This window comes from Stenotrophomonas sp. GZD-301 (assembly GCF_049310345.1).
In the GTDB taxonomy this organism is placed as follows: Bacteria; Pseudomonadota; Gammaproteobacteria; order Xanthomonadales; family Xanthomonadaceae; genus Stenotrophomonas.
Map to the genome: position 1 here is coordinate 16,417 of NZ_JBMOWY010000080.1, position 20,798 is coordinate 37,214.

General features: G+C 70.2%; 15 protein-coding genes. 9 read left to right on the forward strand and 6 right to left on the reverse strand.

Annotated features, from left to right (window positions below; genetic code table 11):
• Positions 1-144 precede the first annotated feature (144 nt).
• From ACO6VK_RS19300 to ACO6VK_RS19310, 3 genes are read left to right on the forward strand one after another with little or no spacing between them, the layout of a single operon-like run.
• The gene (locus tag ACO6VK_RS19300) at positions 145-2,625 is read left to right on the forward strand and encodes a DEAD/DEAH box helicase (RefSeq protein WP_422509971.1); all 2,481 of its coding nucleotides are present in this window, start codon (positions 145-147) and stop codon (positions 2,623-2,625) included.
• Positions 2,622-3,710, forward strand: a complete 1,089-nt coding sequence (locus ACO6VK_RS19305; RefSeq protein ID WP_422509973.1) for a ribonuclease H-like domain-containing protein — start codon at positions 2,622-2,624, stop codon at positions 3,708-3,710. Before ACO6VK_RS19300 ends, ACO6VK_RS19305 begins: the two co-directional genes overlap by 4 nt.
• Positions 3,711-3,768: 58 nt before the next feature.
• Positions 3,769-4,113, forward strand: a complete 345-nt coding sequence (locus ACO6VK_RS19310) for an I78 family peptidase inhibitor (RefSeq protein ID WP_422509975.1) — start codon at positions 3,769-3,771, stop codon at positions 4,111-4,113.
• Between the two features lie 52 nt (positions 4,114-4,165).
• On the opposite strand, the gene ACO6VK_RS19315 is transcribed toward ACO6VK_RS19310, so the two are convergent.
• Positions 4,166-5,974, reverse strand: a complete 1,809-nt coding sequence (locus tag ACO6VK_RS19315) for a M56 family metallopeptidase (RefSeq protein WP_422509977.1) — start codon at positions 5,972-5,974, stop codon at positions 4,166-4,168.
• 3 nt (positions 5,975-5,977) lie between these two features.
• On the reverse strand, positions 5,978-6,364 hold the full coding sequence (locus tag ACO6VK_RS19320) for a BlaI/MecI/CopY family transcriptional regulator (RefSeq protein ID WP_422509979.1): 387 nt from the start codon (positions 6,362-6,364) through the stop codon (positions 5,978-5,980).
• A gap of 166 nt (positions 6,365-6,530) precedes the next feature.
• Here ACO6VK_RS19320 and ACO6VK_RS19325 point away from each other — a divergent pair, with 166 nt between their 5' ends.
• Positions 6,531-7,682 carry a serine hydrolase domain-containing protein gene (locus tag ACO6VK_RS19325; protein WP_422509981.1) on the forward strand — a complete coding sequence of 384 codons (1,152 nt, stop codon included), beginning with the start codon at positions 6,531-6,533 and terminating at the stop codon, positions 7,680-7,682.
• On the opposite strand, the gene ACO6VK_RS19330 is transcribed toward ACO6VK_RS19325, so the two are convergent.
• Positions 7,639-8,769, reverse strand: coding sequence for an SDR family oxidoreductase (locus ACO6VK_RS19330; protein ID WP_422509983.1), 1,131 nt, complete (start codon positions 8,767-8,769; stop codon positions 7,639-7,641). The two genes, ACO6VK_RS19325 and ACO6VK_RS19330, sit on opposite strands and share 44 nt — an antisense overlap.
• A 161-nt stretch (positions 8,770-8,930) precedes the next feature.
• Between ACO6VK_RS19330 and ACO6VK_RS19335 the strand changes: the two genes are divergently transcribed.
• Positions 8,931-9,272, forward strand: coding sequence for a hypothetical protein (locus tag ACO6VK_RS19335; RefSeq protein ID WP_422509985.1), 342 nt, complete (start codon positions 8,931-8,933; stop codon positions 9,270-9,272).
• A 13-nt stretch (positions 9,273-9,285) separates the two neighbouring features.
• Here the strand turns inward: ACO6VK_RS19335 and ACO6VK_RS19340 are convergent, their stop codons facing one another.
• Positions 9,286-10,353, reverse strand: a complete 1,068-nt coding sequence (locus tag ACO6VK_RS19340) for a DNA topoisomerase IB (protein WP_422509987.1) — start codon at positions 10,351-10,353, stop codon at positions 9,286-9,288.
• 134 nt (positions 10,354-10,487) lie between these two features.
• Here ACO6VK_RS19340 and ACO6VK_RS19345 point away from each other — a divergent pair, with 134 nt between their 5' ends.
• The 3 genes from ACO6VK_RS19345 to ACO6VK_RS19355 all read left to right on the forward strand — a co-directional run bounded on the left by ACO6VK_RS19345 (position 10,488) and on the right by ACO6VK_RS19355 (position 17,057).
• Positions 10,488-10,901 (forward strand): I78 family peptidase inhibitor, encoded by a 414-nt coding sequence (locus ACO6VK_RS19345; protein WP_422509989.1) that lies wholly within the window; start codon positions 10,488-10,490, stop codon positions 10,899-10,901.
• Between the two features lie 165 nt (positions 10,902-11,066).
• Positions 11,067-15,521 carry a glutamate synthase large subunit gene (gltB, locus tag ACO6VK_RS19350; RefSeq protein ID WP_422509991.1) on the forward strand — a complete coding sequence of 1,485 codons (4,455 nt, stop codon included), beginning with the start codon at positions 11,067-11,069 and terminating at the stop codon, positions 15,519-15,521.
• Between the two features lie 90 nt (positions 15,522-15,611).
• Positions 15,612-17,057, forward strand: coding sequence for an FAD-dependent oxidoreductase (locus ACO6VK_RS19355; RefSeq protein ID WP_422509993.1), 1,446 nt, complete (start codon positions 15,612-15,614; stop codon positions 17,055-17,057).
• A gap of 11 nt (positions 17,058-17,068) precedes the next feature.
• On the opposite strand, the gene ACO6VK_RS19360 is transcribed toward ACO6VK_RS19355, so the two are convergent.
• Both ACO6VK_RS19360 and ACO6VK_RS19365 read right to left on the reverse strand, forming a co-directional pair.
• Complete coding sequence (locus tag ACO6VK_RS19360; protein WP_422509995.1) at positions 17,069-17,350, reverse strand: hypothetical protein; 282 nt, start codon at positions 17,348-17,350, stop codon at positions 17,069-17,071.
• Between the two features lie 70 nt (positions 17,351-17,420).
• A complete protein-coding gene (locus tag ACO6VK_RS19365; protein ID WP_422509997.1) occupies positions 17,421-19,580 on the reverse strand; it encodes an ATP-binding protein in 2,160 nt (719 codons plus the stop codon).
• Between the two features lie 327 nt (positions 19,581-19,907).
• Here ACO6VK_RS19365 and ACO6VK_RS19370 point away from each other — a divergent pair, with 327 nt between their 5' ends.
• Positions 19,908-20,780 (forward strand): methylglyoxal synthase, encoded by an 873-nt coding sequence (locus tag ACO6VK_RS19370; RefSeq protein WP_422509999.1) that lies wholly within the window; start codon positions 19,908-19,910, stop codon positions 20,778-20,780.
• Positions 20,781-20,798: the final 18 nt, after the last annotated feature.

Below are 20,798 nucleotides of genomic sequence, written 5' to 3' on the forward strand. Positions count from 1 at the left end.
CAACCCTTGCCACAGCCACCATCCTGGTCCGTTGCGTGCGTCGGCGCATGATACGGAGGCGACCTTCATATTTCGTTTCGCGCGTGTCTCAATCGATGAGACACGGCTGTGGTTTCATGGCGTCCTTTGCAGACCGTTGTACTCATGGCCTACGAACTCGCCAAGCGCACCGAGGATGCCGAGCGCCGCCTCGCCACCACCGATGGCCTGCCGTCGCGCAACGGCGCGCTGCTGACCGCGCGGCTGCAGCGCCGCTATGCCGACCGCATCACCGGCAGCTTCACCCTGCCCGGCCGCGAAGGCCGCTATGCGCCGCTTCCCGCCGATGTGCCGGCTGCCCTGGCCGCCGCGTTGAAGGCGCGCGGCATCGAACAGCTCTACAGCCACCAGGCCGAGGCCTGGCAGGCCACCCAGCGCGGCGAGCACGTGGCCATCGTCACCCCCACCGCCAGCGGAAAATCGCTGTGCTACACCCTGCCGGTGGTCAGCGCGGCCATGCAGGGCAAGGCCAAGGCGCTGTACCTGTTCCCCACCAAGGCGCTGGCCCAGGACCAGGTGGCCGAACTGCTCGAGCTCAACCGCGCCGGCGACCTGGGGGTCAAGGCCTTCACCTTCGATGGCGATACCCCCGGCGACGCGCGCCAGGCGATCCGCCTGCACGGCGACATCGTGGTCTCCAACCCGGACATGCTGCACCAGGCGATCCTGCCCCATCACACCAAGTGGGCGCAGTTCTTCGAGAACCTGCGCTATGTGGTCATCGATGAAGTGCACACCTACCGCGGCGTGTTCGGCAGCCATGTCACCAACGTGCTGCGCCGGCTCAAGCGCATCTGTGCCTTCTACGGGGTGGAGCCGCAGTTCATCCTGTGCTCGGCCACCATCGGCAACCCGCAGGCGCATGCCGAAGCGCTGATCGAGGCGCCGGTCACCGCGATCACCGAATCCGGCGCGCCCAGCGGGCCCAAGCACGTGCTGCTGTGGAACCCGCCGGTGGTCAACGCCGACCTCGGCCTGCGTGCCTCGGCGCGCTCGCAGAGCAACCGCATTGCGCGCATCGCGATCAAGTCCGGGCTGAAGACGCTGATTTTCGCGCAAAGCCGGCTGATGGTCGAAGTCCTGACCAAGTACCTCAAGGACATCTTCGACCACGACCCGCGCAAGCCGGCGCGCATCCGCGCGTATCGCGGCGGCTACCTGCCCACCGAGCGCCGCGAGACCGAACGCGCCATGCGCGCCGGCACCATCGACGGCATCGTCAGCACCTCGGCGCTGGAGCTGGGCGTGGATATCGGCAGCCTGGACGTGGTGATTCTCAACGGCTATCCGGGCAGCGTCGCCGCCACCTGGCAGCGCTTCGGCCGCGCCGGCCGCCGCCAGCAGCCCGCGCTGGGGGTGATGGTGGCCAGCTCGCAGCCGCTGGACCAGTACGTGGTGCGGCACCCGGACTTCTTCGCCGATGCCTCGCCCGAACATGCGCGCATCGCCCCGGACCAGCCGCTGATCCTGTTCGACCACATCCGCTGCGCCGCCTTCGAACTGCCGTTCCTGGCCGGCGATCCGTTCGGCCCGATCGATCCGCTGGTGTTCCTCGAAGCACTGGCCGAAACCGAGGTCGTGCACCGCGAGGGCGATCGCTGGGAGTGGATCGCCGACAGCTACCCGGCCAATGCAGTGAGCCTGCGCTCGGTGGCCGATGGCAACTTCGTGGTGGTCGACCGCAGCGACGGCAAACAGCAGATCATCGCCGAGGTGGACTATTCCGCCGCCGCGCTCACCCTGTATGAAGGCGCCATCCACATGGTGCAGTCCACCCCGTACCAGGTGGAACGGCTGGACTGGGAGGGCCGCAAGGCCTACGTCACCCGCACCCACGTGGACTACTACACCGACAGCATCGACTTCACCAAGCTCAAGGTGCTGGACCGGTTCGACGGCTGCCAGGCCGGGCGCGGCGACTCGCACCACGGCGAGGTACACGTGGTGCGCCGCGTGGCCGGCTACAAGAAGATCCGTTACTACACCCACGAGAACATCGGCTACGGCCCGGTCAACCTGCCCGACCAGGAACTGCACACCACTGCCGTGTGGTGGCAGCTGCCGCAGGCGCTGCTGCTGACCGCGTTCGACAGCAAGCAGGAAGCGCTGGACGGTTTCCTTGGCGCGGCCTACGCGCTGCACATCGTGGCCACCGTGGCGGTGATGGCCGATGCCCGAGACCTGCAGAAGGCGGTCGGCAATGGCGACGGTGCGTGGTTCGCAGTGGCCGACCAGAGCGGTCGCGGCCAGCTGCGCGGTGCCGAGTTCGATGCCAGCGCGATCGAGCTGCAGCAGCAGTTCGTGCCCACCGTGTACCTGTACGACAACTTCCCCGGTGGCGTGGGCCTGAGCGAGCCGCTGTGGCTGCGCCAGGCCGAGCTGCTGCAGCGCGCGCGCGAACTGGTGCAGCGCTGCGACTGCAAGGCCGGGTGCCCGGCCTGCGTGGGCCCGGTGCTGGCCGGGCAGGAAGACGACGCCACCACGCCCAAGGCGCTGGCACTGCACGTGCTGGACCTGTTCGACGCGCATGCCCTGCCCAGCGCCGCCGAGCGCGAGCGCGCCGCCGCCGAGGTGGTGCCGCAGTGAGCCTGAGCCTGGACAAGCTGCGCCTGCTGCGGCGGCAGGCCGGCGACGCCACCCCGGCGCCGGCAACGCCGGCAGGTGCCGACCGCGGGCCGTTCCCTCCCGCCGAACCGTCAGCGCCGCTCCCGGCCGCCGCCAATGACGCGCAGGCGCGCACGCCCGCGCCGGCCTCGGTGTTCGCCTGGGTCGAGCAGGAGATCCGCCACAAGCCCACCGGCGACGCCGCCCCTGCGGCGGTGGTGGCAGCCCCCGCACCTGCGTTGCGCACGCCCGAGGTCGGCAGCCTGCATCGCCTGCTCGGCCTGCGCGCGCGCGGCACCACGGCGGCCGCCCTGCCCCGCGCCAACGCGCAGGATCGTCACGTGCCCGGCGAGGAGATCGCGCCGGGCCTGTTCCTGATCGAATCGTTCCTGCCGCAGCCCATGCCGACCCAACCGCTGTCGCTGGCGTTCGCCAGGCGCGAGGGCGAGCAGGTCCAGCCGCAGGACCTGCTGTTCTTCGATACCGAAACCACCGGCCTGGCCGGCGGCACCGGCACCCGCGCCTTCATGATCGGCGCGGCCGACTGGTACGCCCATCCCGACCGGGGCGACGGCCTGCGCATCCGCCAGCTGGTGATCACCACCCTCGGTGCGGAAACGGCGATGCTGCGCACGTTCGCCACGTGGCTGCGGCCGGGCCTGGTGTTCTGCAGTTACAACGGCCGCTGCTACGACGCACCGCTGTTGAAGACGCGGTTCCGGCTGGCCCGCCACGGCGACCCGATCAGCGCGCACGACCATGTGGACCTGCTGTTCCCTACCCGCCGCCGCTACCGCGGCACCTGGGAGAACTGCCGGCTGGCCACCATCGAGCGCCAGCTGCTGCAGATCGTGCGCGAGGACGACCTGCCCGGTTCGGAGGCGCCGGCCGCGTGGCTGAACTACCTGCGCGGCGGCAGTGCGGTGAATCTGCGCCGCGTGGCCGACCACAACCACCAGGACGTGGTGACGCTGTCGCTGCTGATGCTGCGGCTGGTGGCCGAGGAACAGCAGGAACGGGAAACGCTTGCCCTGCAGGCCGTTGAACCCCCACAGCGGCCGCGTTGACGCCGCGTAACGGCCCACCCACGGACACTGCCGGTACTTACCGTGGGAGGAGAACCGCATGCGTTGGAACCTGATGTTTGCCGTGGCGTGCGCGCTGCCGCTGGCAGCCTGCAGCCACCCGGCCAGAACCGCCGCCGGCCCGTCGCCGTCGGCCGACACCCCACCGGCCGCCACCGAGCCTGCCGTGGCCGGGAGCGCGGCACGTTGCGATCCGGAGAAGGTCGCCAGCCTGGTCGGAAAGACCGCCACCGAAGCGGTGGTGCAGCAGGCCGTGAAAGCCAGCGGTGCGCGGCATGCGCGTGTGCTCAAGCCGGGCATGGCGATGACGATGGACTTCCGCGAAGACCGCCTCAGCCTGGAAGTGGACGCACAGAACAGGATCGTGCGCGCCAACTGCGGATGAAGCCGACGTGCTGCCTGCGCGCGGCGCAGGCAGCACGTGAAACGGGCCGGCCTCAGTCGCGCAGGCGCTCGGCCTTGCCGCTGGACAGGGCCTGATCGATCGCCGCACGTACGTCGCGTGAGGCACGTGCCGTGGCCATGCTCTGCTGCTGGGCCAGACGCGCCTGCTCGCGGCCCATCTCGGCCTGCTCACGCGCGACCCGCGCGATCTGCTGCGCATCCACCGCCTTGCGTGCGGCGAGGCGGGCCTGCCGCGCGGCCTGCCCCGCCTCGGACGCCGCCGCGGCGCTGGACTGGCGGGCGGCCAGGTTGGCCAACGCGGCCACATCCACCGACGCCATCGCATCGGCAGTGACCTGCATTGATGCGTCGGCCAGGAGCTGGCCCAGTTCGGACTGGCGATCGCCCAGCCCGACCTGTGCGTTGCCCAGCGCGACGACTTCGGCCTGGGTACGGGCCAGCTGCCGGAGCACGGCCGGATCGCGGATCAGGTAGCGGTCCTGGCCACGGCGCACCCACAGGGCCGGTTCGTCGCCGTGGGCATCGTGCTTGGCCTGCTTGAGGTCGGCCATCGAGGCGTCCACGAAGTTGCTGTCCCCGCCCATCAGCACGAAGGCGGTTGCGGGTTGCCGCGAAAGGTTGAGCTGGCCGTGGGTGACCAGGGCCATCCCATCGCCCAGTGCCTTGGGCGGTTCCGGCGCATGCGGTGCCGTGGGCGCGACCGGTGGCTGCGGTGCGGCCAGCGGAACCGGTGCTGCGAGCGGCGCAGGTGCTGCGAGCGGCACAGCGGCAGGCAGCGGTGCCGGCGGGGTCGGCACGTGCGGTGCGGCCGGTGCCGGCGGTGCGGGCGGCGGCGGCGGCGCCACGGCAGCCACCAGGCGCATCGGCGCCACCCCGACCAGCACGACCATCGCAGTGATCGCCAGGGCAGCCACGCGCGGGAAGCGGCGCGTCTGCTGCAGGGTCAGCAGCCGGCGCTTGAGGCTGCGGAAGTTCGGCGAGGCGCTGGCCACGCCCACCGCCGGCCGCGGTGCCACGCCCAGCTGCACCAGCAGCCGGCCGTAGTCGTGGCGGCAATGGCCGTGCCCGGCCACCACGGCACCGTCGCACGCTTCTTCGCGGGCCACGGCATATTCGCGCGCGGCCAGGTGCACCAGCGGGTGGAAGAAGAACAGGTGCTGGGCCAGGGCAGGCAGCAGCCCCCACCACAGGTCGCGGCGCTGCAGGTGCACCAGTTCATGGGTCAATGCCATGTCCAGATCGTCGGCGCTCATCGCCGGCAGTTCGCGTGCCGGCAGCAGCAGCACCGGGCGCCACGGCCCGATCAGCTGCGGCGAGCGGATCTGCGCGGAGATCTTCAGGGTCGGCGCGCGGCGCAGACCGTGTGCTTCGGCGGCCAGCTGCAACGCCTGGCGCAGGGTCGCGTCGGTGCAGTCGGCGGCACCGCGCACCAGCGCGCGGCTGTGCCGGTAGCCACGCAGGCTGTGCACCAGCATCACCAGCACCCCGGCCGCCCACGCGGCCAGCAGCAGCGCCGGCCACGACAGTGCCGCCTGCGGGGCCGCCATCACCACCGCGTCGGTCATGACGGGCGCGCTCGCCAGTGCCGTCTCCACGGCCGGCAGCGCGGCCAGTTGCGTGGTGGGCGCGGCCGGCGCCGGCAGCACCGCCAGCTCCAGCGGGCTGCTCCAGACCAGGCCCAGCACCGCCTGCGCGGCTACCAGCCACCACAGCCGGCACCGCGTGGCGGTCGGCAGCGCCGGCAGCAGCCGGCACACGCCCCATACCAGGGCCACCAGCAGCACACTCTGCAGGCTGGTCCAGCCCAGCCGCGTCAGCAGTTCGATCATCAAGGCGTCCATGTCTCAGTTCTCCCGCTTGCGCGACTGCAGCTGCGCGACCAAGGCTTCCAGCTCGGCCAGTTCCTGGTCGCTCACTTCGGCCTTGTGCGACATGAAGGCCACGAACGGCGATACCGAGCCCTGCAACGTCTTTTCGACGAAGCTGGCCACCGCGCCCTGGACCACGCTGTCCTGCCCGGTGGTGGCGGCATAGCGATACACGCCCTGGACCTGCCTGCGCTGCAGATACGACTTGCCGCGCAGGCGCTCCATCATGGTCAGCACGGTCGAGCGGGCCAGGCCACGCTCCTCTCCGAACCCCGCCGCCACCTCACCTACGGTGGCGCCGCCCTGTTCCGCTACGTACTGCAGGAGGGCCAGTTCCTGGTCCCCGATGGTTTTGCCGCGCATGACACACTCCGATGACTACACGTGTCGCCACGGTGCCAGTGACTACAGATGTCGTCAAGTGCCGGATGGCGCGCGCCGACGAACGGTCATCAGCGAGGTCGCCTTAAACCCTCTGCACGGTACCGGCATCCAAGCCGTCGAGCCGCTGATGGCCAAAGGACACCGCATGCCTTCCCGACGACACCGCTTCCTGCTCATCTTCGCCACGCTGATCCTGCCCGGTCTGCCGCCGTTGCACGCCGCTCCCACCACCACCGCGTGGGAGCAGGCCAACGCGCAGACCCGCCGGTTCGTGCAGGAGACCATGCAGGCACAGCGCATTCCCGGGCTGCAGATCGCGGTGGTCATGCAGGGGCGCGTGGTGCTGTCCGAGGCGCTTGGCGTGGCCAATGTCGAGAATGGCACCGCAACCACGCCCACCACGCGGTTTCCGCTGAACTCGGCCACCAAGTCCTTCACCGGCGTGGCGATGGCGCAGCTGGCCGACGCCGGGCGGGTGGATCTGGACGCGCCGCTGGCGCGGTACCTGGACGATCTGCCCGCCGCGTGGCGCGGCGTGCGCGTGCGCCAGCTGCTGGCGCATACCTCCGGCTTGCCCGACATCCTGGACGCGCACGGCCTGATCGGCGGCGGCACGGAGCAGGACGCGTGGACCGCAGTGACCGCGCTGCCGGTGGAGGCGCCGCCGGGCGAACGCTTCATGTACAACCAGACCAACTACGTGCTGCTGGCGCGCATCATCGCCCGGCAATCGGGCATGCCCTACGCGCAGTACCTGCAGCAGCAGTTCACGGCGGCCGGCATGCCGCGCACCACCTTCGGCGACAGCTACGACCTGGTGGCCGGCGCGGCCACGATGTACAGCTACTTCCCGCGCAGCACCGATGCGCCGGACGCGACACCGCGGCTGTCGCACTGGTTCTACGACATGCCCCCGACCCTGTGGGCCGGGGGCGGCATCCTGACCACCGCCGACGACGTCGCGCAGTGGATGGTGGCGGTGTTGCAGCACCGGCTGCTTGGCCGCGGCGGCACCGCACGCATGTGGCGCGCCGAGCGCCTCAACGATGGCACCGATGGCCGCTGGGCCGCCGGCTGGCCGGTGCTGAACACGGCGCCCGACCTGCAGGTGGGCGGCATGGGCGGTGCGCGCGCGGCCTTCATCGTCTACCCCGAACGCGGGCTGGCGGTGATCGTGCTGACCAACCTGGTCGGCGCCAACCCGCAGACCTTCATCCCGGCCATCGCCGACTTCTACGCGCCACCGCCGGCGGTCAGCCGCGCGGCCCGCCCATCACCGGCAGGATCACGCCGCTGATGTAGCTGGCGGTCACCGGCGAGGCCAGGAATACGTAGGCCGGCGACAGTTCCTCCGGCTGTGCCGGGCGGCCCATGTCGCTGTCCCTGCCGAAGTCGGCCACGTCCTGCGCCGGTTTGTCGGCCGGGTTCAGCGGGGTCCACACCGGGCCCGGCGCCACCGCATTGACCCGGATCCCACGCGGCAGCAGCTGGCTGGCCAGCGCCTTGGTGAACGCGTGGATGGCGCCCTTGGTCGCCGAATAGTCGATCAATGCCTTGCTGCCGAACAGCCCGGTTTCCGAGCCGGTGTTGATGATGCAGTCGCCTTCGTCCAGGTGTGGCAGCACCGCGCGAGCCATCTGGATGTAGCCACCGATGTTGGTCTGCAGGGTTTCCTGCAGATGTGCGTCCTCCAGGTCTTCCAGCCGTTCGCAATGCAGCTGGAACGCCGCGTTGTTGACCAGAATGTCGATGCCGCCGAACGCCTTGGCCACCTGTTTGACGGCCTTGGCGCAGAACGCCGGATCGCGTACGTCGCCGGCAATCACCACGCAGCGGCCGCCTTCGGCTTCCACGTGCTGGCGGGTGACCTTCGCATCGGCCGCTTCATCCAGGTGCAGCACGGCGACGTCGGCGCCTTCGCGTGCGAACAGCACCGCCACGGCGCGGCCGATACCGGAATCGGCACCGGTGATGATCGCGCGCTTGCCCTGCAACTTGCCGCTGCCGCGGTAATCCGGCGCGAGGAACCGCGGCGCCAGGTCCAGTTCGTGTTCGTTGCCCGGCTTGGCCAGGTGCTGGGCGGGCATCGTCTCGGGCTGCCTGCGTGCCCCGGCCTGGGTGGCTTTTTTGCCGGCCTTCTTCGCTGCCGTACCGGCGACCTGTTTCTTCGCCGCCTGCTTGGCCACGCGCGCATCCTTGGCCTTCTCCTGATCCTGCAGGCGCCGCTGGCGGGCGGCGACGCGGGCCGCGCGCGGGTCCTTGGCGGCCGCCTTGCGGGTGGCCGTCTTGACCACGGGCGTGCGCTCGGCCGCCGGTTTGGCGGCCTTGCCGGTGGCGGTCTTGCGCGGGGCGGAAGGGCGGGTTCGGGTCGTGCGGGTGGCCATCTGCGGCTCCTTTGCGAAAGCGTTCAAGTGCAGAGGCAGTGTGGCCAACCGCGCGGCCAGGCAGGGTGAGCGCGATGTGGGCATGCCGTGTACGCGTTCATCCGCCGCATACGCCACCGAAGGCACGCTGCAGGCCGGCATCGCCCTTCCTGGAGTTCCCCATGTATCGCACCCTCATCGCGGTGGCTGCCGTCGCCGCCCTTTCCGCCTGCAGCAGCGCGCCGATGGCGCAGGTGCAGCCCATCGACGGCGTGATCTCCGGCCAGTGCCACGTGGACAAGGTGCGGGGTGCGGTGGGTCTGGCCGCCTCGGCCGCCACCATCGAACGCGCCCGCGTGGACAGCGACAGCCTGCAGGTTGCAGTGGTCCGCGGCCAGCGCACCGAGAGCGGCCCCACGGCCAGCGGGGCGGCCGACCCCACGCCGGGCGCGCAGAGCGGCGGCGATCGGCTGACCATCGAAACCGGCCGCACCAACAACATCACCGCGCTCTACTGCGGCTGAGCGGCGCGCGTGCTCAGCGCGCGGCCGTCTTCGCGCGGGCGCTGCGGCGCGCGGACTTGAGGAAGCGCAGCGTCGCCTGCTCCCACTGGCGGTCGCCGCGCAGCCCGGTCAGACGGCCCAACTGACCGGCGCGCCACCCGTCGAACACGCACGGGTCGATATAGGCCTTGCGGCACACCGCCGGCGTGTTGCCCAGCAGCGCCGCCACCGCGCCCACCACCTCGTTCTGCAGCGCCATCAGTGCCCGTTCGCTGGACGGCTCGGGCAGCGCGGTGGCGGCGAGCTGGCGCAGCGCGGCGACGGTGCCGCCCCAGGTGCGGAAATCCTTTGCACTGAACTCCTCGCCCATCGCCGCATGCAGGTAGTCGTTGACCTGCCCCGAATCCACCGGCTGCACGCTGCCATCGTCATCGCGGTACTGGAACAACGCCTGCCCGGGCAGCTGCTGGCAGCGCCGGATCAGCTGCACCAGGCGGCGATCGTCCACATCGATCTCATGCGCCTGGCCAGACTTGCCGCGGAAGCGCATCTGCGCCCGCCCGCCCTTGACCAGCGCCAGGTGATGGTTGCGCAGCGTGGTCAGGCCGTAGGACCGGTTGTCGCGGGCGTAGGCGGCATTGCCGATGCGCACCAGGGTATCGGCCAGCAGGGCGACCACGATCGCCAGCACCTTGTTGCGCGGAAACCCGGGCAGCGCCAGGTCGCGGCGCAGGCGGCGGCGCAGCGCCGGCAGGGCCATGCCGAAGGCGATCACCCGGTCGAACTTGCCATCGCCGCGTACCCGCGACCAGTCGGCGTGGTAGCGGTACTGCTTGCGGCCACGTGCGTCGCGCCCGGTGGCCTGGAGGTGGCCGTTGGCCTGCGCACAGATCCACACCGCCGTATAGGCCGGCGGCACCGCCAGCGCGCGGATCCGCGCCAGCGTGGCGGCATCGCGGACCGCCGCCCCGTCCGCATCGCGGTAGCTGAAGCCCTTGCCGGCCCGGCGCCGGGCGATTCCCGGCTGGTCGTCGCTGACATGGCGCAGGCCGGCCTGGCGGGCAGCGGTGGCTTCGGGCGTGGCGGCAGGTCGGATCGGCATGGAGAGCACTGCAGGACGGGAGCCCCAGTGTCGCCGGTGGCGGTGCGGCAGCGCGTCAATAACGCAACCCCAACACCTGCCCCCCGTCCAGGCGATATGCTCCATCGTTTCCCGGTTGGATGTCTGGAGTGCCGATGTCGTCCTTGTCGTTCCGCCGCCTGCGGCGTTGTGTGGGTCCCAAGATTCTGTCGATTGCCCTGTTCCCGGCCGTCCTCGTGCTGAGCGCCTGCCAGGCGCCGCCGATGGACGAACAGGAAGCAGTGGGCATGCATGCGCAGCAGGCCGCCGAAGCCGCCGCCGCCCCCGCCGATGCCACCGGCAAGGCACTGGAAGCGCCGCCGGTCGGCAACTGCGACGCCACCCAGGTGCAGAGCCTGATCGGCCAGTCGTTCACCGATGCGGTGGGCAGCCAGGCCCAGCAGGATGCCGGTGCCAAACAGCTGCGCGTGCTCAAGCCCAGCGACCTGACCACGATGGAATTCGTGGGTGAGCGGCTGAACATCGAACTGGACGAAAAAGGCGTGATCAGCGGCCTGCGCTGCGGCTGAACACGCGGCGTTGGAGGCTGGAAAAGCAGGGGTTTGGTTGCGCCTGCAACCGTGTATTGCGGCGTTGCAACAACTATGCTCTAGTCGAGTCATCCGGTGCCTTCGCTTGCGCTCAACGGATTGAGCGGGGACGACTGTCGCCGCTCACCCGACTTCGAGGCAGAGATGGCCCCCCGCAACCGCCAAGGGCTTTACGACCCGCAAGATGAGCGCGATGCCTGTGGTTTCGGCATGGTTGCCCAGCTCGACGACCAGCCGTCACGGCTGCTGGTCGACACCGCCATTGCCGCACTTTCGCGCATGACCCACCGCGGCGGCGTCGCCGCCGACGGCATCACCGGCGACGGCTGCGGCCTGCTGCTGCGCCGCCCGGATGCCTTCCTCAACGCGCTCGCCGCCGAGGCCGGGCTCAACCTCGGCGCACGCTTCGCCGCCGGCGTGGTGTTCCTGCCGCACGACGATGCCGCCGCACAGACCTGCCGCGACACGCTGGAAGCGCAGTTGCGCGCGGCCGATTGCACCCCGGTCGGCTGGCGCGTGGTGCCCACCGATGCCAGCGTCTGCGGCCAGTTGGCGCGCGACACGCTGCCGCGCATCGAACAGGTGTTCGTCGATGCCGGCACCGGCCAGGACGAGGCCGCCTTCACCCTGGCACTGTTCCTGGCCCGCCGCCGCAGCGAACAGCAGCTGCGCGACCACGCCGACTACTACGTCACCACGCTCAGCCCGAACGCGATCAGCTACAAGGGCATGGTGCTGCCGGACAAGCTCAGCCGTTTCTACCCGGACCTGCAGCGCAACGACCTGGCCTCCAGTGCGGTCGTGTTCCACCAGCGCTTCTCCACCAACACGCTGCCGCGCTGGCCGCTGGCGCACCCGTTCCGGATGCTCGCCCACAACGGCGAGATCAACACCATCGAAGGCAACCGGCGCTGGGCGCAGGCGCGCAGCAAGGTGTGGAAGACCCCGCGCTTCGACATCGGCCAGTTCGACCCGGTGATCTCCATGCATGGCTCGGACTCGCAGAGCCTGGACAACATGCTGGAACTGATGGTCAGCGCAGGCATGGAACTGATCCAGGCGCTGCGCATCCTGGTGCCGCCGGCGACCCAGTCGCTGGAGTTCAAGGACCCCGACCTGGCCGCGTTCTACGAGTTCTACGGCCTCAACAGCGAGCCGTGGGACGGCCCGGCCGGCATCGTCGCCTGCGACGGCCGCTATGCGGCGTGTACGCTGGACCGCAACGGCCTGCGGCCGGCGCGCTGGATGCTCACCTCCGACCGCCACTTCCTGGTCGCCTCCGAAGCGGGCGTGTGGGAAGTGCCGGCCGAACGCGTGGTGCGCAAGGGCAAGCTCGGCCCGGGCGAGATGATGGCCATCGACCTCAAGCGCGGCGACCTGCTCGATTCGGACGCCATCGACCGCATCAACCGTGGCCGTGCGCCGTACAAGCAGTGGCTGCAGCAGGGCGTGACCTACCTGCAGACCGAGCTGATCGACCCGTCGCTGGTCGAGGAACCGTTCGACGAACGCACGCTGCGCAGCTACCACAAGCTGTTCCAGCTCAGCACCGAAGAGGTCGAGCAGATCCTGCGACCGCTGGCCGAAACCGAGCAGGAAGCCACCGGCTCGATGGGCGATGACACGCCGATGGCCGTGCTCAGCCAGCACAGCCGCCCGCTCTACGACTATTTCCGCCAGGCGTTCGCGCAGGTCACCAACCCGCCGATCGACCCGCTGCGCGAAGACTGCGTCATGTCGCTGTCCACCCAGCTCGGCAAGGAGACCAACATCTTCCATGCCGGTGCGGAGACGGTAAACCACGTCATCCTCAACTCGCCGGTGCTCAGCCAGCGCAAGCTGCGCCAGCTGATCAAGATGGAGCAGTACGTCGAGAAGAACCGCCTGATCGACCTCTCCTACAGCCTGGACGAAGGCCTGAAGGCCGGCATCGAGCGCATCTGCGCCGAGGCCGAAGCCGCCGCGCGCGATGGCATCGTGATGCTGCTGCTGAGCGACCGCTACCCGGTAGCCGACCGGCCGATGGTGCATGCCCTGCTGGCGACCAGCGCGGTGCACCATCACCTGTCCAATGCCGGGTTGCGCTGCGACGTCAACCTGATCCTGGAAACCGGCACCGCGCGCGACGCGCACCACATGGCCTGCCTGCTCGGCTTCGGCGCCACCGCGGTGTACCCGTACCTGGCCTACCAGACCCTGTTCGACCTGGGCCGGCGCGGCATCCTGCAGCTCAGCAAGGGCGGCGAGCAGTCGCAGATCGGCCGCCGCTACCGCAAGGGCATCTACAAGGGCCTGTCCAAGATCATCTCGAAGATGGGCATCTGTACCGTGGCCAGCTACCGCGGCGCGCAGCTGTTCGAGATCGTCGGCCTCGACGACGAGGTGGTCGACCTGTGCTTCCCGGAGACCGCCTCGCGGGTGGCCGGGGTCGGCTTCGAGCGCCTGGACCAGGAAGCGCGCGAGCTCACCGTGCGCGCCTGGAACGACCTGCTGCGCCCGGACGTGGGCGGCGTGCTCAAGTACGTGCACGGCGGCGAGTACCACATGTACAACCCGGACGTGGTCATGACCCTGCAGCGCGCGGCGCGCAGCGGCGATGCCGCCGACTGGCAGCGCTACTGCGAGGCCGTGCACGGCCGCCCGGTGTCGGCGCTGCGCGACCTGCTGCAGCTCAAGGCCGCGCCCGTGCCCACCCCGCTGGACGAGGTGGCGCCGGCCGAAGACCTGTTCCGCCGCTTCGACACCGCCGCCATCAGCCTGGGCGCGCTGTCACCCGAGGCGCATGAAGCACTGGCAATCGCCATGAACCGGCTCGGCGGGCGCAGCAATTCCGGCGAAGGCGGCGAAGACCCGGTGCGCTACGGCACCGACAAGCGCAGCAAGATCAAGCAGGTCGCGTCGGGCCGCTTCGGCGTCACCGCCGAGTACCTGGTCAATGCCGAAGTGCTGCAGATCAAGGTCGCCCAGGGTGCCAAGCCCGGCGAAGGCGGCCAGCTGCCCGGGCACAAGGTCAACGAGCTGATCGCGCGGCTGCGTTACGCCAAGCCGGGCATCGGCCTGATCTCGCCGCCGCCGCACCACGACATCTACTCCATCGAAGACCTGGCCCAGCTGATCTACGACCTCAAGCAGGTCAACCCGGACGCGCTGGTCTCGGTGAAGCTGGTCAGTCATGCCGGCGTCGGCACGATTGCCGCCGGTGTGGTCAAGGCCGGCGCGGACCTGATCACCGTGTCCGGCCATGACGGCGGTACCGGTGCCAGCCCGGTCAGTTCGATCCGCTATGCCGGCGTGCCGTGGGAACTGGGCGTGGCCGAATCGCACCAGGCGCTGGTCGCCAACGACCTGCGCGGGCGCACCCTGCTGCAGACCGACGGCGGGCTGAAGACCGGCCTGGACGTGATCAAGGCCGCGCTGCTCGGCGCCGACAGCTTCGGCTTCGGCACCGCGCCGATGATCGTGCTGGGCTGCAAGTACCTGCGCATCTGCCACCTCAACAACTGCGCCACCGGCGTGGCCACCCAGGACGAACGCCTGCGCGCACAGTACTTCACCGGCCTGCCCGAGCGCGTGGAGAACTTCTTCCGGCTGCTGGCCGAGGAAGTGCGCGGCTGGCTGTCCTACCTGGGCGTGCGTTCGCTGGACGAGATCGTCGGCCGTACCGACCTGCTGCAGCAGCTGGCGGTGGCACCGCGCCCGGGCGTCAAGGTCGACCTGTCGCGCCTGCTCAACCCGGCGCAGTACGCCGGCAGCCACTGCGCCGCCCAGCGCCTGTACGAATCGCCGGACAGCCTGGCCACGCAGATGGATGGGCTGCTGGCACCGGCGATCGCCGGCAAGCTCGGCGGCGAGCACCGCTTCCTGATCCACAACACCGACCGCTCGATCGGCACCCGCCTGTCCGGTGCGATCGCCCGCGCGCACGGCAACCAGGGCATGAGCGATGCACCGCTGTCGCTGCGCTTCCGCGGCACCGCCGGGCAGAGCTTCGGCGCGTTCAATGTCGGCGGCCTGCAGCTGGAAGTGGAAGGCGAAGCCAACGATTACGTCGGCAAGGGCATGGCCGGCGGCCGGCTGGTGGTGCGCCCGCCGCGGGGCGCGCGCTTCGAGGCACGCAACACCGCGATCATCGGCAACACCTGCCTGTACGGCGCCACCGGCGGCGAACTGTTCGCGGCCGGCCGCGCCGGCGAGCGCTTCGGCGTGCGCAACTCCGGTGCGCTGGCCGTGATCGAAGGCGCCGGCGACCACTGCTGCGAGTACATGACCGACGGCATCGTGCTGGTACTGGGCAAGGTCGGGCTGAACTTCGGTGCCGGCTTCACCGGCGGCCTGGCCTATGTGCTGGATATCGACCGCGACTTCGTGGACCGCTACAACCACGAGCTGATCGACATCCACCGCATCTCCGCCGAGGGCTTCGAGAACCATCGCCAGCACCTGCATACGCTGATCAGCCGCCACCGCGAGCTCACCGGCAGCATCTGGGCGCAGCAGATCCTCGACGAGTTCCGCGATTACGTCGGCAAGTTCTGGCTGGTCAAACCCAAGGCCGCCAGCATCGAATCGCTGACCGACTCGCTGCGCCGCGCCGCGTAAGCGCGGAGAAGCGCCGGTATCGACCGGCGCCTCGTGTTCCCACCGCTGTAGTGCCGGCCGCTGGCCGGCAACCTCACCACAGAGCAAGCCATGAGCCGCAAGCAAGCCTTCCAGTTCCTCGACCTGCCCCGGACCATGCCGCAGCGCATTCCGGTGGAACTGCGCACCTCCGGCGACTGGGGTGAGCTGTACGGCAAGTTCGGCAAGGAAGACGCCCAGTTCCAGGCCGGGCGCTGCCTGGACTGTGGCAACCCGTACTGCAGCTGGAAGTGCCCGGTGCACAACGCCATCCCGCAGTGGCTGCAGCTGGTGCAGGAGAACCGCATCCACGAAGCGGCCACGCTGTGCCATTCCACCAACCCGCTGCCGGAAGTGTGCGGCCGGGTGTGCCCGCAGGACCGGCTGTGCGAAGGCAGCTGCACGCTGGAGGAGTTCGGCGCAGTGACCATCGGCGCGGTCGAGAAGTACATCGTCGATACCGCCCTGGCCACCGGCTGGCGCCCGGACATGAGCGCGGTGGAAGCCACCGGCAAGCGCGTGGCGGTGATCGGTGCCGGCCCGGCCGGGCTGGCCTGCGCCGACAAGCTGGCGCATGCCGGTGTGCAGGCCGTGGTGTTTGACCGCTACGAACAGATCGGCGGGCTGCTGCAGTTCGGCATCCCCAGTTTCAAGCTGGACAAGGCGGTGATCAGCCGCCGCCGCAACGTGCTGGAGGGCATGGGCGTGCAGTTCCGGCTGGGCGTGGAGATCGGGCGCGATGTCAGCGTGGACCAGCTGCTGACCGAGTACGACGCGGTGTTCATCGGCACCGGTGCTTACCGCTACACCGACGGCGGCCTGCTCGGGCAGGACCTGAAGGGCGTGCTGCCGGCACTGCCGTTCCTGGTGCAGAACAGCCGCATTGTCGGTGGCAGCGACGCGCACGGCCGGCCCATTGCCGGCTGGGAAGACCAGATCGCCCTGCCGGACCTGGAGGGCAAGCGGGTGGTGGTGCTCGGCGGTGGCGACACCGGCATGGACTGCGTCCGCAGCGCGGTGCGCCTGGGCGCGGCCAAGGTCACCTGCGCCTACCGTCGCGACGAGGCCAACATGCCCGGCTCGGCACGCGAAGTGGCCAACGCGCGCGAGGAAGGCGTGCGCTTCCTGTTCAACCGCCAACCGTTGTCGATCGAAGCCGGTGCCGACGACGAGGTGATCGGGGTGATGGTGGTGGAAACCCAGCTCGGCGAGCCCGACGCGCAGGGCCGCCGCAACGCGGTGCCGATCGACGGCAGCGAATCCCTGCTGGAAGCGGACGTGGTGATCATCGCGTTCGGCTTCTCGCCCAGCGCGCCGGCCTGGCTGACCGCGCACGGGGTGGAAGCGGGCCAGAACGGGCGGATCGTGGCCGGTGGCGCCGGCCGGTTGCCGTTCCAGACCGCCCACCCGCGCCTGTTCGCCGGTGGCGACGCGGTGCGCGGTGCCGATCTGGTGGTGACCGCCGTGGCCGAGGGCCGCGACGCGGCCGCCAGCATCGTCCAGCTCGTTACCGCCTGAGCGCCTAAGGATCAGGCGGCGCGGGCGGCCTGCGGGTCGATCCCCGCGCGTTCAATCTCCAGCGCCAGCAGCAGCTGGATGTTGTCCAGCTGGGCGCGGATGCGCGCATTGCTGACGGCATCCTCGTGGCTGCCGCCCATGTGCGCCTCCAGCATGCGGGCCAGCCCGGCCAGCAGCAGCTCCGCTTCGGACGCGGGCGCCTGCCGCAGCACGCCCGCCAGGGTGCGCAGGCGGGTGGCACGGTCGGCCGACGCGCGGGGCGCCGGGACGGCAACGGAGGGGATCGGGGTCATGGCGGGTACTCCAGGGCGGGGGAACACCGCGCCACTGTCGTTCAGGGCCGAATCCGACACCATGCAACTATTACGAAAACTCCACCCCGCGCAGCCCGGCCAGGTAGCGCTCCACCCCGGCACTGAACCGGCCCAGCCCGGCGCGGCTGTCGGCCAGCGGAGCCTCCTCCAGCGCCCGCATCAGCCCGCGCGCCTGTCTGCCCAGCCGGTGCGCCCCGACCACGGCCAGCCCCCCTGCCATGCGATGCAGGCAGGCATTGGCCGCCGGGGCGTCGTCCCCTGCCACGGCCCGGGTCAGGCCGGCCAGGTCGGCGCGGGTGGTGGTCTGCATCAGCGCCAGCACCTCGCGCGCGGTCGCGTTCGAGCCCAGCTGCCGGCCCAAGGCCTCCACGCACGGCGCCGGGTCTACCGCGGCGGCCATATCCGCGGTAGTCGTCAGCAATGCCGCCAGGTGTTCACGCAGCGCCTCCAGGGTGATCGGCTTGGTCAACATGCGGTCCATGCCGGCCTGCTGGCAGCGCTGCTGCGTCTGCGTCTGCACGCTGGCGGTGAGGCCCACGATGGGCACCGGCACGGCACCGGTTGCGCGCTCGGTGCGCCGGATCGCGCTTGCCAGCGCATACCCGTCCATCACCGGCATCTGGCAATCGGTGATGACCAGATCGAAGGGCCGGTCCTGCATCAGGCGTAGCGCTTCTTCGCCCTGCGTGGCCATCGTGTGGCCCAGGCCCAGCTGACGCAGCCGCCAGGCCATCAGCGCCTGGTGGATGGGGTCGTCCTCGGCCACCAGCACCTGCAGGCCAGGCGCGAACACGGTCTCGGCCACGTCGGTGTCGCTGGCTGGCACGGCGCCCGGTGCCAGTGCAACCGGCAGGGTGAGTTCCAGTTCCATGCGCGTGCCCTGCCCGGGCGAGCTGTGCATGCGCAGCTCGCCGCCCATCAGGCCGGCCAGCCCACGGCAGATGCTCAATCCGAGCCCGCTGCCGCCATAGCGGCGCCCGATCGAGGCCTCGGCCTGGGTGAAGGGACTGAACAGCACCGCCTGCTGCTCGGCCGATACGCCGATGCCGGTATCGATCACCGCCAGGCACAGGCGCTGCCGGTCACCCTCGTCCGCGCGCACGTCCAGTTCGATCCGCACACCGCCGTGCGCGGTGAACTTCAACGCATTGCTCAGCAGGTTGAACAGGATCTGGCGCAGGCGCACCCCGTCGCCGCAGTGACCGGCCGCCACCCGCGGGTCGATCCGGTAGCGCAGCCACAGCCCCTTGTTGGCCGCCATCGGCGACAGCAGGCGCTGCACGTTGCCGATGATGCCGGACAGCGCGATCGGCGTGGCTTCCAGTGGCAGCGCACCGGCATCGATGCGCGAATAGTCCAGCACGTCGTCCAGGATCTGCCGCAGCAGGCTCGCTGCATCGTGCACGGTGGCCAGCAGCGCGCATTGTTCCTCATCCAGCCCGGTGTCTTCGAGCACCTCGAGCATGCCCAGCATGCCGCTCATCGGGGTGCGTATCTCGTGGCTCATGGTGGCCAGGAAGTTCGCCTTGGCCGCCGCTGCGGCCTCGGCGTCGCGGCGGGCGGCGGCCAGTGCGGTGGCCTGCTCGTGCGAGGCGGTGACATCGATCCAGTAGCCGCTCCATTTGACGCTGTCGTCGTCGGCAGCCATCGGCTGGCCGCGCGACCGCACCCAGCGCCAGCCCTGCGGCCCGCAGGCGCGGAATTCGACATCGATCACCGTCAGGTGCGCGGCGGACACCTCCACGCTGCGCCGCAGATGCGTCTGGTCGTCGGGGTGGACCGTGGCGAACAGGCGCGACTCATCGGCCATCGCCACCTCGGCCGACAGCCCGAACAGCGAGTACATGTCGCCGGTGATGTAGGGAAAGGACAACACGCCGTCACGCCCGCGGCGCGCCTGGTACACCACCGCCGGCAGCGTGGCGCACACCTCCTGCAGGCGCCGCTCGGCGCGGCGGCGTTCGCCGGCCTCGCGGTGCAGCCGCCAGTAGCCATAGGCGTGCATCAACAGCAGCACCAGCACCATCAGCAGCAGCGGAATGGCCCAGCGCAGCAGGGAGCCGGATGCGGCGACCGGGTCTACCGTCACCTGTGCACCGCCCACCAGCCCACCCGGCAGCGCCAGGTGGACCGCCTGCCGGCGCAGTGCCCATTGCCCCGCCGCCGGCGCGGACGCCGCCTGCCCAGGCCGTTGTTCACTGGTGATCATTGGTTCTGCCCCCCTGCATCATGGTTGCCAACGGCAATGCGCCCCGGGCAGCGTCGAATGGCGGACCTCCCTGAAGGTGCGCCGCCCTTCCCCCCGCCGCCGGTACATCGCCCTGCGCAGCCTGTCGGCGTCATTGACGACAGGCGCTGCGCTGCATCCGACTCACCCTAGCGATTGCGCCAACCGCAGCAATGAAACTTGTTGCAAACCCTCGTGTGCGTGACGCCACGCACGCAACGCGCCGGGCCGTCATCGCATTCATGCGGCCGCGCCAGTGGCATGCGATCGCATTACACTGCGGCCTCCTTCCTCTGTCGGATGCCCACCATGCGCATCGGCCTGGCCGCCAACCGCCTGCACCATCACGACAAGCACGCCGCGCTGTTCCGCTGGCTGCGCGCCAGCGACCGCGGCCTGCGCGAACTGGGGGTGGAGCTGCATGCGGTGGGGCGCACCTTCGATGCGATCCAGCGACTGGGATTCCTGCAGGATTTCGCGCCGCTGCGGCGCTATCCGAACGGGCGCCAGGGCGGTCTGATGAAGCTGGTGGCCGAAGTGGTCGGCATGGGAACACCGGAGCGCACGCTGGACGGGGCGATCTACCTGATGGACCCGGTCGATCCCTCCTCGATCTTTCCCGAAGCCACTGCGCTCAAGCGCCAGTGCGTGATCCACGGCAAGCCCTTCATCTCCACCGTGGCCACCGCACGCGACTGGATCGAGATCGAGCGCGTGCACGCCGGCCTCGCCGCGGACCGGGGCGCCGATGATCTGCACGCCTTCGAACAGCAGACGCTGGCGCTGATCGCGCACGACGCGATGAAGCCGGCGATGCTGGCGTTCGCCGCTGAGCATTTCGAGGTGCTGTCGCGGTTCCGTACGCGGATCGGCACCGGCACCACCGGCCAGCGGCTCAACGAACTGGCCTGGAGCCGCGGCTGGCCGCAGGACCAGCCCTGGGTGGAGCGCTACCAGAGCGGCCCGATGGGCGGCGACGCGCAGATTGCCGACCGCGTGCTGGAAGGCCACTGCCAGCGGGCGATCTTCTTCGAGGACCCGCATGTCGCGCGCCAGCACGAGGCCGACATCCAGCTGCTTGAGCGTGCGGTGACCACGGTGACCGACCAGGCCGTGTGCATCACCGCACCGCGTGTGGCCGAGCGCTGGGCGCAGGCGGCGGCGTTGCGCGCACGCCCCTGAGCTGGCTGTTGGGTGGGG

Bases quoted from the DNA above. Each gene is read 5' to 3' on its own strand.
- ACO6VK_RS19345 (WP_422509989.1), top strand. From the start codon at position 10,488: ATGTCGTCCTTGTCGTTCCGCCGCCTGCGGCGTTGTGTGGGTCCCAAG.
- ACO6VK_RS19360 (WP_422509995.1), bottom strand. From the start codon at position 17,350: ATGACCCCGATCCCCTCCGTTGCCGTCCCGGCGCCCCGCGCGTCGGCC.
- gltB (WP_422509991.1), top strand. From the start codon at position 11,067: ATGGCCCCCCGCAACCGCCAAGGGCTTTACGACCCGCAAGATGAGCGC.
- ACO6VK_RS19300 (WP_422509971.1), top strand. From the start codon at position 145: ATGGCCTACGAACTCGCCAAGCGCACCGAGGATGCCGAGCGCCGCCTC.
- ACO6VK_RS19325 (WP_422509981.1), top strand. From the start codon at position 6,531: ATGCCTTCCCGACGACACCGCTTCCTGCTCATCTTCGCCACGCTGATC.
- ACO6VK_RS19340 (WP_422509987.1), bottom strand. From the start codon at position 10,353: ATGCCGATCCGACCTGCCGCCACGCCCGAAGCCACCGCTGCCCGCCAG.
- ACO6VK_RS19310 (WP_422509975.1), top strand. From the start codon at position 3,769: ATGCGTTGGAACCTGATGTTTGCCGTGGCGTGCGCGCTGCCGCTGGCA.
- ACO6VK_RS19335 (WP_422509985.1), top strand. From the start codon at position 8,931: ATGTATCGCACCCTCATCGCGGTGGCTGCCGTCGCCGCCCTTTCCGCC.
- ACO6VK_RS19370 (WP_422509999.1), top strand. From the start codon at position 19,908: ATGCGCATCGGCCTGGCCGCCAACCGCCTGCACCATCACGACAAGCAC.
- ACO6VK_RS19320 (WP_422509979.1), bottom strand. From the start codon at position 6,364: ATGCGCGGCAAAACCATCGGGGACCAGGAACTGGCCCTCCTGCAGTAC.
- ACO6VK_RS19315 (WP_422509977.1), bottom strand. From the start codon at position 5,974: ATGGACGCCTTGATGATCGAACTGCTGACGCGGCTGGGCTGGACCAGC.
- ACO6VK_RS19365 (WP_422509997.1), bottom strand. From the start codon at position 19,580: ATGATCACCAGTGAACAACGGCCTGGGCAGGCGGCGTCCGCGCCGGCG.
- ACO6VK_RS19330 (WP_422509983.1), bottom strand. From the start codon at position 8,769: ATGGCCACCCGCACGACCCGAACCCGCCCTTCCGCCCCGCGCAAGACC.
- ACO6VK_RS19355 (WP_422509993.1), top strand. From the start codon at position 15,612: ATGAGCCGCAAGCAAGCCTTCCAGTTCCTCGACCTGCCCCGGACCATG.